Consider the following 16673-nt stretch of genomic DNA (forward strand, 5'->3'; position numbering starts at 1 on the left):
GGACAGAGTGACGCTCCGCCCCCGCGATACGGACTTGGGATGTGCTCCAGAATCGTGTCCCCCCGGTGGCCCCCCGACCTGAGATCGGGTTGGAGGAACGCAACGGATGCAACGACGTCACGAGCGCGCAGAAGACCGCAGCTAGCGCCAGGAACGCTCTCGTAATGAGAAGGTCGTCGGTTCGATTCCGACAGGCGGCTCCGACCAAAACCCGGTCCTGAACAGCCAGAACACGGCTGCGAAGGCCGGGTTTGTTGTTTGTCATTCGCCTGCCTCGCCGGTTTGTGGCCCCGGACTCCACCCGATCGTGCTTGGTAGGCCTCGTGCCTCTGAGGTTCTTCGCTGCACAAACGTTGATGTCGGTGGTGCCTGCAATGATGCGCGCCATGCCTTCCGAGTCCTCCGTGCAAGTGCCGTTCGTTCCCGAGGTCACTGCTGCCTGGGAGCGCATCAGAGCGTGGTTGGAGGAGTGGGCGCCGTACAACCTGGGCATGGCCCGACCGCCGGCTCCTGCCGAGGTGATCAACGACCTAGTGGCGAAGTTCGATCTGGACCCGCAGCTCGCGACATTGCTCACCGTCGTGGATGGTGAACTCAACGCCGGAGTCCTGTTGGCGCCGAGCGTCAGCCTGATGCCGGCATCGAAGGTTCGTCGCTTCGAGCTCCTCGACGGTGTCCGAGACTGGGCCGGTGGCATCCCGGATGAGCTCGACTGGATCGAGTTCGCCGTCGATGGCTGTGGCGCGACGCTGGTGATCGAGCACGGTGACGGAGACGATCGAGGCGCAGTGAAGGTCGTCGAGTACGAGTTCGGCCATGTCGGGAAGCAGGTGTGGCCGAGTCTTCTCGCCATGCTCGAGGAGGTCGCGGACGGTCTGGAGACGGGAAGCCCGGTGAGCGGTGGGCTCGGCGGCTCTGACTACGTCCCGGTGCTCGGCGGGGACGGCGAGATGTGGTGGGACTCTGCCGATGATGCGACATCTTGGTCCGACTTGTCCTGGCGGCAGGCCATGGAGCGGCTGCGGCGAGCGGACCCTGAGGCGTACGCCACACTGCGACCTCCCGCACCGGGCGATGCGCTGGGCTCCCTGCGTGATGGGTGGCGACGGGTGCCGTCCCAGCTCGCTGACCTGATGAGGCTTTGTGACGGTGCGACCGGGCCGGCGGCGTACCGAGTTCTTCCGGGTGGCTATCGCCCGTTCACCAGCGAGGAGATCCTCGCCGGGATCGAACGGCTCGGGACGCCACCACAGATGGGCCGCCCGCCGTCTCCCGAGGAGCGGGCTGAACGTCCGAAACGAGGGCCCGTGGAACTTGACCCGACCTTCGATGAGCATCGTTGGGACTCGATCCCGCCGATCCCGTTCGCGGTGTCATCAGCAGGAGCCGAGCTGTTGATCTGTCGAAACCGTCGAGGTGAGGACGGCGCCGTACAGGTGGAGGAGGACGGATGCGGAACCCTCCGGACTCTGTGGCCGAGCGTTGCCGTGATGGTCCAGGACATCGCACGCTGAGACCGTCGTCGCGACCTTGTAGACGAATCCCGGCGCGTGACTCCTTGACGGGTGTCCCGCGTGGTTGGGTCGTATTGCCACACTGCGTCAGTTGACCTCGCCTTCGCAGTCGGGCGGGAGCGCCGCAGGAGTCCCACCCTGATCGGACAGCCGTGTTTCGTCGAACGGCGTGGTGGCTCCGCGCGCCCCGGCGTACGAGACCCAGCCGCCATCTGCCTGCGGTGAAGCCATACATCGTTGTTGAACGGATCCGAATTCATCGGGTACGCGAGTCTGAACAGCCAGAACACGGTAGGAACGGCGGGGGTTTCCTTCGTTCTCGTCCGCCGCGCCGTCGGGGAGCAGTCGGCGGGACCGCTCACGGGACTTCCCGGCGGCTCTTGACGACAGCCTCAGCCCCCTGGTTATGTTAGCGCTCACATTCATGTGATCGCAGTCACACATGAGTAGCCCGGCGTTTGTCCAAAGCTGACCCTGGAGCGCAGATGGACCAGTCGAACATGACCCCCCACAACCCGCGCCGGAAGCATCTCGGGCGCACCCTTGCGGCGCTTGCGTCGTTGCCCCTGATTCTGGCCAGCCTGGTGACCACCGCGCCGGCGCAGGGCGCGAGCGACGTAGGGCTCGTCGTCCACTATCCCTTCGACCAGACCACGGGAACCACGGTCGTCGACGAGTCGGGTGCCGGTCGCAACGGCACCCTGGCCGGTGACGCGACCTGGCTCGGGGGCGAGGGGCTGTCCCTCGGCGGTACCAACGGGCACGTCAGGCTGCCCAACGACGTGATGGCCGGCCTGACGGCGATCACCGTCTCGCTCGAGGTGAAGATCGCAGCGGACCAGGCCACTCCCTACTTCATCTGGGGACTCGGCAACACCGGCTCCAACGGCTCGGGCAACGGCTACCTGTTCACGACCGGCAACGCCTACCGGACGTCGATCGCCACCGGCAACTGGAGCACCGAGCAGACGGTGACGGCCGGCCGCAACCTGGTCCGCGACACCTGGAAGACCATCAGCTACACGCTCGCCGACGGCACCGCGGTGCTCTATGAGGACGGTGTCGAGGTCGCCCGCCGCACCGGCGTGACCATCACGCCCGGTCAGATCGGCAACGGGGTCACGACCGCGAACTATCTCGGCCGATCCGTCTACAGCGGCGACCGTCATCTCAAGGGTCAGCTGCGCGACTTCCGGATGTACGACCGCGCGCTGACGGCAGCAGAGGTCCACGAGCTGGGCCACGTCACCGACGAGCAGCGCGTCGAGCGAGACCTCGCCTGGCTCGACCTGGGCGACACCTCCCGCGTAGTCAGCGACCTCTCGCTCCCGAGCAGCGGCCCGAACGGCTCCACCTTCACCTGGGCCTCCTCCGACCCCACCGTCGTCTCCCCCACGGGTGCCGTCACCCGCCCGCCCTACGGCAGCCCCGACGCCACCGTGACGCTCACCGCCACCGCAACCCACGGCTCGGCCAGCCAGGCCGAGGAGTTCACCGTCAACGTGCCGGCCGACATCAGCGACGAGGAGAAGGTCACCCGCGCCGCCTCCGCGCTCAAGGTCTGGGAAGCCGACGGGATCCGCGGCAACATCACCCTGCCGACCCAGGGTCTGCACGGCACGACCGTCAGCTGGGCGTCCAGCGAGCCCGCCGTCGTGACCCCGACCGGCGAGGTCGACCGGCCGGCGTACGGCGAGAAGGCCGTCCGCCTGGCACTCAATGCCACGGTGAGCCTCGGCAAGGTCAAGGAGAAGCGGCAGTTCCGGCTGACGGTCCTGCCGCTGCCGAAGCAGGAGCCGCTCGAGGGCTACTCCTTCGCCTACTTCACCGGCGAGGGGACGGCCGACGGAGAGCAGGTCTACCTCGCCGCGAGCAGGGGCAATGACCCGCTCCACTGGGACGAGCTCAATGGCGGACAGCCGGTGCTGCGGTCGCAGCACGGCGACAAGGGCGTACGCGACCCGTTCATCATCCGCTCCCCGGAGGGCGACAAGTTCTACCTGATCGCCACCGACCTCAAGATCTACGGCAACGGTGACTGGGACGCCGCCCAGAGAAGCGGGAGCCGCTACATCGAGATCTGGGAGTCCACAGACCTCGTGAACTGGTCCGAGCAGCGACACGTCCGCGTGTCCTCGCCGCAGGCCGGGAACACGTGGGCGCCCGAGGCCTACTACGACGAGGGGATCGGAGCGTACGTCGTCTTCTGGGCCTCGAAGCTCTACGACGAGTCCGACCCCGAGCATGCCGGCAACACCCACAACCGAATGGTCTACGTGACCACCAGGGACTTCCGGACCTTCAGCGAGCCAAAGGTGTGGATCGACCCGGGCTACTCGGTGATCGACTCCACCGTCGTCGAGCACGAGGGGACCTACTACCGGTTCACCAAGGACGAGCGGAACAACACCTCCACCACGCCCTGCAGCAAGTTCATCGTCGAGGAGAAGGCCACCTCGCTGCTCGACCTGGACTGGAGCTTCGTCGCGGAGTGCATCGGCAAGGCGACGGCCGACAACCCGGGCATCGACCGCGGCGAGGGGCCGACGATCTTCAAGTCCAACACCGAGGACAAGTGGTACCTGTTCATCGACGAGTTCGGCGGCCGCGGGTACGTGCCGTTCGAGACCACCGACCTGGAGTCAGGCTTCTTCCGGATCTCCAGCGACTACCAGCTTCCCAGCCGCCCCCGCCACGGGACCGTTCTGCCGGTGACCAAGGCCGAGCTGGACCGCATCCGCACCGCCTACCGCGTGTTCTGAGGAGACCATCGTGCACAGAATCCGTCTGCTGACCGTCCTGTCCGCTGCCACCGTCCTCGCACTGCCCTTGGCCTACGCCGCGCCGAGCCTCGGCGCGGACCGACGAGCCGCTGCACCCGAACCCGACTACACGATCACGGCCCACGCCGGTCAGTCCGGTCCCGAGATCAGCGACTCGATGTACGGCGTCTTCTTCGAGGACATCAACTACGCCGCCGACGGCGGCCTCTACGCCGAGCTGGTGCGGAACCGGTCCTTCGAGTTCCTCCCGGCCGACAACCGCTCCTACACCGGGATGACCGCGTGGACCCCGCGAGGAGAGGGCGGAGGCGGCGGCACCGCCACCCCGGTCAACGACGGCTCCCGGCTCAACGAGCGCAACCGCACCTATCTGCAGCTCTCCCTGGCCAACACCGCCGGTGGGACGTACGGCGTCTCCAACAGCGGCTGGAACAACGGCGTCGCTCTCGAGGCCGGCAAGAGCTACGGCTTCTCGGTCTGGGCACGCTCGGACACAGCCGGCGGCACGCCGCTGACCGTGTCGCTGCGCGACGAGTCCGGCGCCACCTCGTACGCCGATCCGGTCCAAATCCAGGTGAACGGGGACACCTGGAAGAAGTACGCCGGCACCTTCACCGCGACGTCCAAGACCGACTCCGCACGCCTGTGGCTGCAGGGCGAGGGCGTCGGGACCCTCCGTCTCGACATGGTCTCGCTGATGCCCGAGGACACCTTCATGGGCCGCGAGAACGGGCTGCGCAAGGACCTCGCCGAGAAGATCGCGGCGCTCGAGCCGGAGTTCGTCCGCTTCCCGGGTGGCTGCCTGGTCAACACCGGCAGCATGTCCGGCTACGACGCCGCCTCCGGCTGGCAGCGTGCCCGGTCCTACCAGTGGAAGGACACCGTGGGCCCGGTCGAGGAGCGGGCGACGAACGCCAACTTCTGGGGCTACAACCAGTCCTACGGGCTGGGCTACTACGAGTACTTCCAGTTCGCCGAGGACGTCGGGGCGATGCCGCTGCCGGTCGTGCCGGCGCTGGTCACCGGCTGCGGCCAGAACCGGGTCACCGAGGACGAGGCCCTGCTCCAGCGCTACATCCAGGACACTCTCGACCTCATCGAGTTCGCCAACGGCCCGGTCGACTCCGAATGGGGCGCCCTGCGCGCGGAGATGGGACACCCGGAGCCCTTCGGACTCACTCATCTCGGCGTCGGCAACGAGGAGAACCTTCCGGCGGAGTTCTTCGAGCGGTTCGAGAAGTTCCGCGCGGCCATCGAGGCGCGCTATCCGGAGATCACGATCATCAGCAACTCCGGACCCGACGACCAGGGCGCGCTCTTCGACCAGCACTGGGCGCAGAACAGGGCCGCCGGCGTCGACATGGTCGATGAGCACTACTACAACTCCCCGACCTGGTTCCTGCAGAACAACGACCGCTACGACAGCTACGACCGCAACGGGCCGAAGGTCTTCCTCGGTGAGTACGCCTCCCAGGACAACAAGCTCTTCAACGCGCTGTCCGAGGCGGCGTACATGACCGGGCTCGAGCGCAACGCCGACGTCGTGCAGCTCGCCTCCTACGCCCCGCTGCTGGCCAACATCGACCACGTGCAGTGGCGGCCGGACATGATCTGGTTCGACAACGACCAGTCCTGGAGCTCTGCGAGCTACGAGGTCCAGAAGCTGTTCATGAACAACGTCGGTGACCGGGTCGTACCCAGCGAGGCGACCGGCAAGGTGATCGAGGCGAAGCCCATCACCGGCGCCGTCGGCCTCTCCACCTGGGCCACCTCCGCGGCGTACGACGACGTGTCGGTCACCGCACCTGACGGGACCTCCCTGTTCGCCGACGACTTCGAGGACGGGAACGCCGAGGGCTGGAGCTCCCTGGCCAACAGTGGGACCTGGTCGGTCGTCGACGGCGCCTATACCCAGACGGACGCGACCGCCCAGAACACCCTGGTCAAGGGCTCGGACATCACCGCGAGCGACTACGACATCAAGCTCAAGGCGAAGAAGCTGTCCGGCTCCGAGGGCTTCCTGCTCGCGTTCGGGGTGAAGGACTCCGGCAACCTCTACTGGTGGAACATCGGCGGCTGGAACAACACCCGCACCGTCGTCGAGAAGGCCACGAACGGCGGCAAGGAGACCCTGGTCGCCCGTGAGGGCCACTCGGTCGAGACCGGACGCACCTACGACGTACGGATCGAGGTCCGGGGCACCCACGTCCGGCTCTTCCTCGACGGCCAGCTCTTCCAGGAGTTCGACGACGACCAGGTCACCGAGCCGTTCGCGCAGGTGGTCACCCGTGACGAGGCGACCGGCGACCTGCTCGTCAAGGTCGTCAACGCCCAGGCCGAGCCCGCGGTCACTCGCCTCGACCTCGGCGTCAAGGTCGCCTCGAGGGCGGAGATGACCGTCATCAGCGGCGACCCGGAGGACCAGAACACCCGCACTGCGCAGCCCATCAAGCCGGTCACCAGCACCATCCGCGGCGTCGACAGCACCTTCACGCGCACGTTCGCGCCGTACTCCGTGACCTTCATCCGCATCCAGACCCGGTAGGGGAGCACCCATGTCCGATCACCTGAACCACTTCAGTCTCCGGGCCGGCCTCAGCAGGCGCCACCTCCTGCAGGCCGGGGTCGGCCTCGGGGCGGCGGCCGCGTTCGCGGGGCATGCCGTGCCAGCCGCCGCGGCACCGCCCGTACCGATGCCCAGCGACGCCGAAATCTGGGGAGTGCCGACCCTCAACCCGCTCGTCGAGCGCCGGGCCGACCCGTTCGTCACCCCGCCCGTCGAGGGGATGTACTACCTGACCGGCTCCGTACCGGAGTACGACCGTTTGGTGCTCCGCGGGTCGGCCTCGCTCGCCGGCCTCGCCACCGCGGCGGAGTCGGTGATCTGGCGCCGCCCCGCCAGCGGAAAGATGGGCGGCCACATCTGGGCGCCCGAGCTGCACCGCATCGACGGCCGCTGGTACGTCTACTTCGCGGCCGGCGACTCCGACGACGTCTTCCGGATCCGGATGTACGTCATGGAGTCGACTCTCGCCGACCCGCGCGACCCCGCGGGCTGGGGCGCACCGCAGCAGATCATCACGCCGTGGCAGAGCTTCGCCCTCGACGCCACCACGTTCGAGCACGCCGGCCGCCGCTACCTGGTCTGGGCGCAGAGCGAGCCCGAGATCGCGGTGAACACCAGCCTCTACATCGCCGAGATGAGCTCCCCGTTCGCGATCAGCACCTTCCCGGCGCGGATCGCCACCCCGACCCGAAGCTGGGAGGTGCAGGGCTTCAAGGTCAACGAGGGGCCTGCCGTGCTGGTCCGCAACGGCCGGATCTTCATGACGTTCTCCGCCAGTGCCACCGACTCGCGCTACTGCATGGGCCTGCTCACCGCATCAGCTGACGCCGACCTGCTCGACCCGGCATCGTGGGTCAAGAGCCCCGATCCGGTGTTCACGACGAACGTGCAGACCGGGCAGTACGGCCCGGGGCACAACTCGTTCACGGTCGCCGAGGACGGCGTGACCGACGTTCTCGTCTACCACGCCCGGGACTACCGCGACATCACCGGCGACCCCCTCTACGACCCGAACCGGCATGCTCGCGTGCAGAAGGTGGTGTGGCACGAGGACGGCACACCCATGTTCGGGGTCCCGGTGGGCAAGGGCGGGCCGATCGTGCGGCTCACCCCGCTGGATGCGCCGGGCTCGTTCGTACGCCACTACGAGTACGCCCTGCGGGTCGACCATGCCCCGAAGGATCTCGCCGACAGCCAGTTCCGCTTCGTCCCCGGGCTGGCGGGCGACGGCTCGGAGTCGCTGCAGTCGCTCAACTTCCCCGACCGGTATGTCCGGGTCGCCGGCGGCACGGTCCGGATCGACCCGGTCGAGCCGGGCCCGGCGTACGCAGCTGAGGCCAGCTTCCGCCGCATCCCGGTCAAGGGCGGGATCTCGCTGCAGGTGGCCACGGACCGCGGCGACTACCTCCAGCACGACCGCGGTGCACTCACCATCGGCGGCACCGCGGGACGGCGCTCCAGCACCTTCACCCTGACTTGAGCCGCTGAGTAACGTCGATCTGAGTTGCTACCAAGGCACCCGCTGCGGATGACGGGGAGGCGAGAGCAGTGGATTGGGTCCTGGACCACGAGTTCCCTACGCCAGGTGGGACGGTGCGGTGGGCCGTACATGGCACGGGCGACCCGATCGTCCTCGTGCACGGCACCCCGTACTCGTCGTATCTCTGGCGTGACATCGCTCCAGCGTTGTCACGCCAGCGCACGGTCTACGTCTTCGACCATCTCGGCTACGGCGTCTCGGAGAAGCGCGAAGGCCAAGATCTCAGCCTGGCGGCCCAAGCGCAGAACTTCACCCGACTGCTGGACCACTGGGGGCTGTCCAGCCCGAGCGTCGTCGCCCATGACATCGGGGGCGCGATAGCGCTGCGCGCACTGCTCCTCGAAGGTGCCGTCTACCGCGATCTCAGGCTCTTCGACGCAGTCAGCGGCGGCGAATGGGAACGTGGTCTCTTCCGGCTCATCCTGAACCATGCCGACGTCTTCGATCAGCTCCCGTCCTACGCCCACGAAGCGCTGGTCGCGAGCCACCTGAGGAACGCAACGGAGGTCGGCTTCCGTCCCGGAGTCCTGGACGCGTTCCTCGACCCGTGGCGTGGGCCAGAGGGACAGGCCGCCTTCTATCGCCAGTACAGCCAGATCAACCAGGCCGACACCGTCGAGTACGAGCACCTGCTGGCCGAGCTGTCGCTCCCCGTACGCATCATCTGGGGACGTCAGGACCGGATACTTCCGCCCGAGTATGCGCACTGGCTGCACGAACGCGTGCCGCATTCGCAACTGTCGTGGATCGAGGGCGCCGGTCACCTCCTCCAGGAGGATGCGCCGGCCCAGCTCGTGGGCCACCTCTTGGCGGACCTGAATGGATGAGAACATCGGTTACCAGATGTCGAGGTTTGGCAGCACTCGACGCAGGATGCGTGCTATCACTTCCGAGTGCGGTCCGGGCGCCCGTGTTGCTGGAGTCCCCCCACTCGGTAGCGAGGGCGTCCAGGACCGCACGCCAGTTTCGCGTGAGCAGCGTCCCAGTCAGGCTCGATCCGCCGACACGACCTCGACCGGCGACTCGGCGTGGGGCCCGGTCCACCAGGCGACGGTGGTCACGATGCCGAGCGCCAGCAGCCCGCTGGTCAGCCAGAACGGATAGGTGCGGTCGATCCCTGAGAGCCACCCGGAGATCAGGCCGAACGGGGCGGCAGCGAGCATCACCGCGGTGCGCTGCAGCGCCATCACCCGTGACCGCTCGGCCTCGTCGACGTGGAAGGCGACGAGCGACTCCGAGAGCATGAAGAGCATCCCGGCGCCGAAGCTGTCGAGGAGGAGGCACACCCCGAGAAGCGCGTACGTCACGACGCCGGCGTCACCTTCGGCGGCCGGGATCACGACGAGCACGAGCTGGCCGGCCAGATAGATGCCGAAGCCCCACAAGGTCGCCTGTTTGAGGTCGTGCCCTGAGGTCAGCCGGCGGATGAGGGTGAAGAGGAAGAGCACCGACAGCAGCGAGCGCACCATCGGGAAGAATGGCAGCACCGGGTCGGGCACGTGCAGGTGGTGGTTGACCAGGACCTGCCAGAAGGTGGCGTTGACGAGGGTGACAGCCGCGACGAGGGCGGCGATGGCCAACGCCAGCAGCGAGCCGCGCGAGCGGGCCAGCAGCCGCGCGGCCTCGCGGTAGCCGACGAAGAGCCGCCAGAGGCTCTCGTGCCGGGTCTGCTCCATCCGGATCCGGCCCTGTCGGGTCTCGTGGGAGGCGGCGTACAGCAGGATGACCTTGGCCAGCATCACGACCGCGGCGTTGATGAAGAGCACCCGCACCGCCGGCTCCATGCCGAACTGCGCGACCATGATGGCGGCGATCGGGGCGAAGAGCGCCGAGCAGTCGGCCGCGACCCGCACCAGGGAGTAGATGCCGGTGATCTGGTCGCGCTCCGCGTCCTCGACCATCAGGCAGTCCCAGGCGTTCGCGGTGACCTGCAGTGCGCCGTTGAGCAGCGACGCGGCCAGGAAAGCCCAGAAGTCCTGAGCGAATGCCCAGATCAGACATGGGATCACGAAGGCGATCACGTCGAAGACCGCGTTCGTCAGCCGACGTCCCATCCGGTCGGTGATGATGCCGCCGGCGAGCCCGAAGAACACCTGGGAGATCATCCCGACGGTCGCGAGCAGGCCGATCTGTGCGTCGTGCAGTCCGAGCGTGAGCATGAAGACCGAGAGGTACGGCAGCACCAGCGCCATCGACAGACCCCACATCGGCTCGGTCCACACGCATGCGCGCGGGTTGCCGCGGAGATGGATCAGGGTGTGCCAGAGGGAGCCGGGGGAGGATGCCACCGGGACAGTGAACCAGGGGTGACATCAAGATTGAAAACGTTTTAGTGAGGCTCCTGCGACGTCCGATTGCCGCCAGAAGTGGCGGGGCGACATCGGTTGAATGGTTCATGAAGCAACCAATTCGAACGATGGGAAGCACATGAAGGTCGCCCTTGTCACCGGAGCCAGCCGCGGTATCGGCGAGGCCACGGCACGCCAGCTGGCCCAGAGCGGGAGCCACGTCATCCTGACCGCACGCCGTCGCGAGACGCTCGAGGCAGAGGTCGAACGGCTCAACCGCGACGGCCACTCGGCCTCGGCACTCCAGCTCGACGTCACCGACCGCGACAGCGTGCAGCGTGCTGCTGACCATGTCGCCGCGACGTACGGCCACCTCGACGTGCTGGTCAACAACGCCGGCGTCCTTCCGGAGGCCACCAACCCGGACCCGGCCGAGGTCGTCGACCTCGAGATGTTCCGGATCACCTACGAGACCAACCTGATCGGCGCGGTCGCGGTCCTCGAGGCGTTCCTGCCGCTCATCCGCAAGAGCGAGGCGGGGCGCATCGTGAACGTGACCACCACGATGGCCTCACTGGCCGACCAGACCAATCCGGAATCGCCCTACTACGGCATGGTCGTGCCTGCCTACCAGTCGTCCAAGGCCGCGCTGAACAACGTGACCATCGCGCTGGCGAAGGCGCTCACCGAGACTCACGTGAAGGTGACCTCGGTGTGCCCGGGATTCGTGCAGACCGACCTGACCCCGATCAACCGTGACAACGCACCCACCACGGCGGACCAGGCCGCCGAGGTGGTCGTCCGTGCGGCGACCCTGCCCGACGACGCCCCGTCAGGGACGTTCGTCGACGCCAACGGACCCGTGCCGTGGTGAGTCCCGTGTGAGCGGCCTCGTCAGCGGGCCGCGATCTCCGCGAGGAGGTCGGCGGCCGGCGCCGGGTGGACGAGCCAGCCGAGATGGCTCGACCTCAGGGTGTGGACGGCGTACGGGTTGTCCGGGGTGAGGGCGTCGCCCTCGCGGATCAGCCGGTCCTGCATCGCCGGCGGCATGCTGACGTCCTCGCTGAGACGTACGAACACACGGGGCACCGTTCCCCACGTCGAAGCCTGGGCCCGGTCCTCGGAGCCACCGGCGTCGAGGTTCTCGTCGGGCTGGAAGGTGTTGAGGAACGTACGGAACTCGTCGTCGGTGCCGTCGGCCATGAAGGCGTGCTTGAGGCCGGCGAGGACCTCGGGGGAGGCGGTGCGGAAGTTGCAGCGCAGCAGGCCGACGTCGGCGGGGTTCGCGGCGGCCGCGCCGATCAGCGCGGAGGCGTCGAATGAGGCCATCTCCGGCTCGGCGTTGTACGCAACCGCATCCAGCTCCACCGGGGCCCAGGCCGAGACGTAGACCATCGCGTCGATCAGGTCCGGCCGGGCGTTGGCGGTCGCGGTCAGCGTGATCCCGCCGCGGCTGTGCGCGACGACGATGACCGGGCCGTGCTCCTTGGCCTGCTCGAGCACCGAGACCAGGTGGGCCACGTTGTCGGCGAGGGTCACGCCCTTGATCCCGCCCGGGGCCGAAGCGAGCTCGGCGAGGTCCTGGGGCGCCTGGTAGGCCGCCGGGAAGGTCGCTCCGAAGCCGTGACCGGGGAGGTCGACCGCGAGCGAGCGGAGCCCGCGCAACGCCAGCTCGGCCTGCAGCGGTGCGAACGAGAACGAGTTGGCGAAGGCGCCGTGGACCAGGACGAAGGTCGGCTCGGGGGAAGACATGGGCGAGACCTTAGCGGCGAGTCGGCGAGCGCGGCCGGTATTTATCTGCCGGCCTTCACTCGTCGGCCGCGCCCCCGAACGGCGCCGACTGTGGCGCCCCGCCCATCGGCGTACCGCCGTAGACGACCGAGCCGTCGGCTCGCTGGTAGGTCAGCCACGGCACGGTCTCCGTGAAGCCGACGCCCGGCTTGCTGTAGTCGCACACTCCTTCGGGGAAGGCCGCCTCCAGCCGGTTCCACTGCTCATCGTTGAGGCCGAACGCGCCGTAGTCGTCGGTGCGACGCAACGGCTTGAGCTGGCACTTGGCGTTGTCGGAGTAGTTGTTGTCGCCGGCCACGATCCGCGGCGTCGCGAAGTCGGTCTTGACCAGGTCGCTGACCGGTCCGAGCCCGCACACCAGGTCCGAGACCGGGTCGACGACGAGGTTGAGCGCAGAGTCCAGGACCGGGTTGACGGCACCGTTCAGGCCGTCGAGCGCGCCGCCGGTCAGATCGTCCACGAGCGGGTCCGCGACCGGTAGGAAGAGGCCGTCCTCGCTGGAGATGCCCTGGGTCTGGGTGCACCGGTCGTGCAGGTCGCCGGGGCGGTCCTGGGCCACCTTGTCCGCCAGCGGTACGTCGCGCTCGTCCGCCTCCACAGAAGCCAGCCAGCGGTCCATCGCGAGCAGCGCCTCCTTGGAGTAGCTCGGGTCGCCGATCAGGGGCGTCACGCCGTACCAGATCACCTGGTTGTCCGCGTGACCCTGCTCCCGGGTCAGCCGGTCGCGCATCGCCCAGGCCCAGCGCGCGTCGTGCGCGAGACCCGGGTCGGGTCCGCCGTGGTCGATGATCGCCACGTCGGACAGGTTGCTGGCGGTGTTGACCATGCCGCTGCGGTAGGCGTTGATGAGCGCGGCCGGGTCGGCGACCGAGCGCTGCTCCCGCGGCTGGACGTCGATGTCGAGCCCGCCGATCTTCTCGTTGACGTCGACGAACTGCTCCGGGGTGATCGCCCCGGCGCGGAGCGCCTCGAGGCCGTACTGCACACCGGTGTTGTCCAGCGGCGAGCCCGCGAAGCCGCGCCCGATCTGCTTCTCCTGGGGCGTCCACACGCTCTCCGGCCGCGGGCCGAAGACATTGATCGCGCCGTCGATGATCGAGCACCGTACGCCGCCGGGGTTGGACTTCGCGTCGTACCGCTCCTGGTCGCTGACCCCGGCGCACGGGTGGGTCGGCATGACCGCCTGCTTGAAGAGGCCCTCGTCGGCGGTGACGGCGTTGAGCGGCAGCAGGTGGCCCTCGACCGCCGCCCACTGCAGCGGGTTCCAGAACTTGCCGTCGGTGAGGCGCTCGGAGCTCTCGAAGTACTTGCGGAGCAGGTGGTAATCGGAGAACTGCAGGCCCGGTGAGAGCGAGTCGGGGTAGGAGCAGGTCACGACCAGGCCCTGGTAGATCCCGGGGTAGGCGTTCGCGATCGTCTGCTGGGCGATCGAGCCGCCGGAGCAGCCGCTGCCGATGGTGTAGCGCAGATCGCCGTACGTCTCGACGAGATGCTCCTTGGCCATCATCAGCGACTCGGCCTCGCTGGTGACGTTGCAGTTGTGGCCGGTGTTGGCCAGCGCGGTCGAGAGCATCGCGAAGCCGCGGCCGAGGGCGACGGTCGGGCTGTCGCCGAGGGCGTCCGCGACGACCGGGATGCCGAGATTGAAGGTGCCGGCGTAGTCGGCGGTCGGCGCGGTCCCGGTCTCGTGGTCCACCCCGCAGCTGCCGCCGTGCGGGATGAACAGCTTGTTGTTCCACTGCTGCTGCGGGCGCCAGCGCTGCCACGGCTTGCCGGGCTGCCAGAGCACGGCGATCCGGTACTGGTCGCGGTTCTGGTAGCCGGTCTCCACACGTACGACGAACGGCACCGTCACGCCCTCGTCGGTGGTCGTGGTGGCGACGTCGCGGGGCGGGTTCGCGGGATCGTAGGGCTGGAGGCCGTCGAGCAGCGGGTTGGTGGACCGGTAGAGCCAGCTGATCGTCGGCTCCTGGTTGCACTGCTCGTCCGTCGCGGTCGGCTGGCAGCGCCACGGCTGCAGCTGAGGTCCCGAGAAGATCGGCCCGCCGCGGGGATGGTTGGTGATCGTGAGCCAGGCGCCGCGACCGTCAGGCAGGCGCGCGGTCAGCTCGTTGGTCCCGACCCGCAGACCGCGTACGACGCCCTCGATCTCGCCGTTCGGCCGCTCCGCGAAGGTCGCGGTGACGTCGCGGTCGCCCTTGCGGCTCGACGTATGGCGGGTGTCGTCCAGCCAGACCCGCAGGTCGTCGGGGTCGGCCCCGTCGGGGAGCGTGATCCGCACCAGGGCGTTGTCGTCGAAGACCAGGTCGGCCCGGTTGGAGAGCGTCTCCAGCACGATGTCCTCGGCCGGAGCGGGTGCCGCCGAAGCCGGCGCCACACCGAGCAGCATGCTCGCGACGAGGGCGGACACCGTCGCCATCGAGAGGGGCAGGGCGCGAGCGGGCATGGCATGCCTTTCCGAGAGCTGCGCACGTCCCACGAGTAGACGCTCGCCGTGACAGGAGAATGCCTCCTGTCACGGCGAGCGTCAAGGATGCCTCAGCCGGCGACCGCCTCCCCGCGGGCGACCATGCCGGCCTCGTCGGAGAGCTTGACCTCCTTGAGGAACAGCGCGAGCGCGAGGCCGAGGAGGACCAGCGGCACGAGATACCAGAACGCAGGTGCGAGCGCCTCGGTGAAGGCGTCGACGACCCAGGTGTGGAGCGGCTCGGGCAGCTGCTCGACAGCTGCCGGGGTGAGGCTCCCACCGGAGAACCCGGCACCGTCGGCGGGCACCATCCCCGAGGAGGCCATCTTCTCGGCCAGGCCCCCGAAGTTGTCGGACAGTCGCGTGGTGAACACGGTCGTGAACAGCGCCGTACCGACGGTCGCACCGATCTCCCGGAAGAAGTTGTTCGCCGAGGTCGCGGTGCCGAGCTCGTGCGGGTCGACGGCGTTCTGGACGGCGAGCACGATGGTCTGCATGACCAGGCCCATCCCGGCGCCGAGCACGAAGATCATCAGTCCGAAGACGACCATCGACATGTCGCCGGTGATCGTGGTCATCCAGGCGATCCCGGCCGCGGTGATGAGCAGACCGACGATCGGAAAGATCTTGTAGCGGCCCGTCTTCGAGATCGCGATGCCCGAGCCGATCGCGGTCAGCATCATGCCGGCCATCATCGGCAGCATCAGCAGCCCGGAGCTGGTGATCGAGGCACCGGTCGACATCTGCAGGAACGTCGGCAGCATCGCCATCGCCGAGAACATGCCCATCCCGAGCACCAGACCGATCAGCGTGGTCACGGTGAAGGTGGGGTTCTTGAAGAGTCGCAGCGGGATCAGCGGCTCCGGCGCGAGGGTCTCGGTGACGATGAACGCGGCCACCGAGGCCAGGGTGCCGACGAGCACGCCGAGCAGCTGCGGCGAGGACCAGTCGTAGCCGTCGTGACCGAGCGACTCCCACGAGGTCAGCAGCACGATGCCGCAGGTGGAGAGCACCATGAACATGATCCCCAGCCAGTCGACCGGGCGACCGGAGCGGTGCGAGGGCAGCCGCAGGGCGAACCAGGCCACGGCGAAGGCGATGATGCCGATCGGTACGTTGATCCAGAAGGTCCAGCGCCAGCCGGGCCCGTCGGTGAGCCAGCCGCCGAGGAGCGGCCCGATGACCGCGGAGATGCCGAAGAGGGCGCCCATCGGGCCCATGTACTTACCGCGCTCGGAGGCCGGCACGATGTCGGCGATGATCGCCTGGGACAGGATCATCAGCCCGCCACCGCCGAGCCCCTGGAGACCGCGGGCGGCGACCAGCTCGGGGAACGTCTGCGCCATCCCGCCGAAGAGCGAGCCGAGCGTGAACAGCGCGACGGCGACCAGGAACGGCCAGCGGCGGCCCCACAGGTCACCGAACTTCCCGTACAGCGGCATCACGATCGCGATCGCCATGATGTAGGAGGTGATCACCCACCCCTGGTGCTCGACCCCGTCGAGCTCCCCGACGATCGTCGGCATCGCCGTGCTCACGATCGTCTGGTCGAGGGAGGAGAGGAACATCGAGGCCATCAGGGCACCGAAGATCAGCCAGATCGTACGCGGCGTCAGCACGACCAACGGCTTGTCGGGCGCGTCGGGCGCGACCGTTTGACTCATGGGGTTGGACCTTCCAGGCAGGAGTTGAAGAGGTGGTGACACACGGGTCCCGTGTGACGT

The 16673-nt window shown here is 68.2% G+C and carries 11 protein-coding genes; 6 read left to right on the forward strand and 5 right to left on the reverse strand.

What is annotated here, in order from left to right; genetic code table 11:
• Window positions 1–386 precede the first annotated feature (386 nt).
• Window positions 387–1514 (forward strand): hypothetical protein, encoded by a 1128-nt coding sequence (locus tag AB0F44_RS23845; RefSeq protein ID WP_357359145.1) that lies wholly within the window; start codon window positions 387–389, stop codon window positions 1512–1514.
• A gap of 87 nt (window positions 1515–1601) precedes the next feature.
• Here the strand turns inward: AB0F44_RS23845 and AB0F44_RS23850 are convergent, their stop codons facing one another.
• Complete coding sequence (locus tag AB0F44_RS23850) at window positions 1602–1745, reverse strand: hypothetical protein (protein WP_357359146.1); 144 nt, start codon at window positions 1743–1745, stop codon at window positions 1602–1604.
• A gap of 254 nt (window positions 1746–1999) precedes the next feature.
• Here AB0F44_RS23850 and AB0F44_RS23855 point away from each other — a divergent pair, with 254 nt between their 5' ends.
• The 4 genes from AB0F44_RS23855 (at window position 2000) to AB0F44_RS23870 (ending at window position 9230) form a co-directional block, all read left to right on the forward strand.
• Window positions 2000–4276, forward strand: coding sequence for an immunoglobulin-like domain-containing protein (locus tag AB0F44_RS23855; RefSeq protein WP_357359147.1), 2277 nt, complete (start codon window positions 2000–2002; stop codon window positions 4274–4276).
• Window positions 4277–4286: 10 nt separating this feature from the next.
• Complete coding sequence (locus AB0F44_RS23860) at window positions 4287–6842, forward strand: alpha-L-arabinofuranosidase C-terminal domain-containing protein (protein WP_357359148.1); 2556 nt, start codon at window positions 4287–4289, stop codon at window positions 6840–6842.
• Between the two features lie 10 nt (window positions 6843–6852).
• Entirely contained in the window at window positions 6853–8343 is a 1491-nt protein-coding gene (locus tag AB0F44_RS23865; protein WP_357359149.1) for a family 43 glycosylhydrolase, read from the forward strand.
• A 68-nt stretch (window positions 8344–8411) separates the two neighbouring features.
• The gene (locus tag AB0F44_RS23870; protein ID WP_357359150.1) at window positions 8412–9230 is read left to right on the forward strand and encodes an alpha/beta hydrolase; all 819 of its coding nucleotides are present in this window, start codon (window positions 8412–8414) and stop codon (window positions 9228–9230) included.
• Window positions 9231–9389: 159 nt separating this feature from the next.
• Here the strand turns inward: AB0F44_RS23870 and AB0F44_RS23875 are convergent, their stop codons facing one another.
• On the reverse strand, window positions 9390–10691 hold the full coding sequence (locus tag AB0F44_RS23875) for an MFS transporter (RefSeq protein WP_357359151.1): 1302 nt from the start codon (window positions 10689–10691) through the stop codon (window positions 9390–9392).
• Window positions 10692–10830: 139 nt separating this feature from the next.
• Between AB0F44_RS23875 and AB0F44_RS23880 the strand changes: the two genes are divergently transcribed.
• Entirely contained in the window at window positions 10831–11565 is a 735-nt protein-coding gene (locus tag AB0F44_RS23880; RefSeq protein ID WP_357359152.1) for an SDR family oxidoreductase, read from the forward strand.
• A gap of 20 nt (window positions 11566–11585) precedes the next feature.
• On the opposite strand, the gene AB0F44_RS23885 is transcribed toward AB0F44_RS23880, so the two are convergent.
• From AB0F44_RS23885 to AB0F44_RS23895, 3 genes are all read right to left on the reverse strand, one after another.
• On the reverse strand, window positions 11586–12443 hold the full coding sequence (locus AB0F44_RS23885; protein ID WP_357359153.1) for an alpha/beta hydrolase: 858 nt from the start codon (window positions 12441–12443) through the stop codon (window positions 11586–11588).
• A gap of 55 nt (window positions 12444–12498) precedes the next feature.
• Complete coding sequence (locus AB0F44_RS23890) at window positions 12499–14928, reverse strand: DUF6351 family protein (RefSeq protein WP_357359154.1); 2430 nt, start codon at window positions 14926–14928, stop codon at window positions 12499–12501.
• Window positions 14929–15020: 92 nt separating this feature from the next.
• Window positions 15021–16613 (reverse strand): MDR family MFS transporter, encoded by a 1593-nt coding sequence (locus tag AB0F44_RS23895; RefSeq protein WP_357359155.1) that lies wholly within the window; start codon window positions 16611–16613, stop codon window positions 15021–15023.
• Window positions 16614–16673: the final 60 nt, after the last annotated feature.

This window comes from Nocardioides sp. NPDC023903, from assembly GCF_040639295.1.
Lineage (GTDB): Bacteria > Actinomycetota > Actinomycetes > Propionibacteriales > Nocardioidaceae > Nocardioides.

Bases quoted from the DNA above. Each gene is read 5' to 3' on its own strand.
- AB0F44_RS23845 (WP_357359145.1), top strand. From the start codon at position 387: ATGCCTTCCGAGTCCTCCGTGCAAGTGCCGTTCGTTCCCGAGGTCACT.
- AB0F44_RS23850 (WP_357359146.1), bottom strand. From the start codon at position 1,745: ATGGCTTCACCGCAGGCAGATGGCGGCTGGGTCTCGTACGCCGGGGCG.
- AB0F44_RS23855 (WP_357359147.1), top strand. From the start codon at position 2,000: ATGGACCAGTCGAACATGACCCCCCACAACCCGCGCCGGAAGCATCTC.
- AB0F44_RS23865 (WP_357359149.1), top strand. From the start codon at position 6,853: ATGTCCGATCACCTGAACCACTTCAGTCTCCGGGCCGGCCTCAGCAGG.
- AB0F44_RS23880 (WP_357359152.1), top strand. From the start codon at position 10,831: ATGAAGGTCGCCCTTGTCACCGGAGCCAGCCGCGGTATCGGCGAGGCC.
- AB0F44_RS23885 (WP_357359153.1), bottom strand. From the start codon at position 12,443: ATGTCTTCCCCCGAGCCGACCTTCGTCCTGGTCCACGGCGCCTTCGCC.
- AB0F44_RS23890 (WP_357359154.1), bottom strand. From the start codon at position 14,928: ATGCCCGCTCGCGCCCTGCCCCTCTCGATGGCGACGGTGTCCGCCCTC.
- AB0F44_RS23895 (WP_357359155.1), bottom strand. From the start codon at position 16,613: ATGAGTCAAACGGTCGCGCCCGACGCGCCCGACAAGCCGTTGGTCGTG.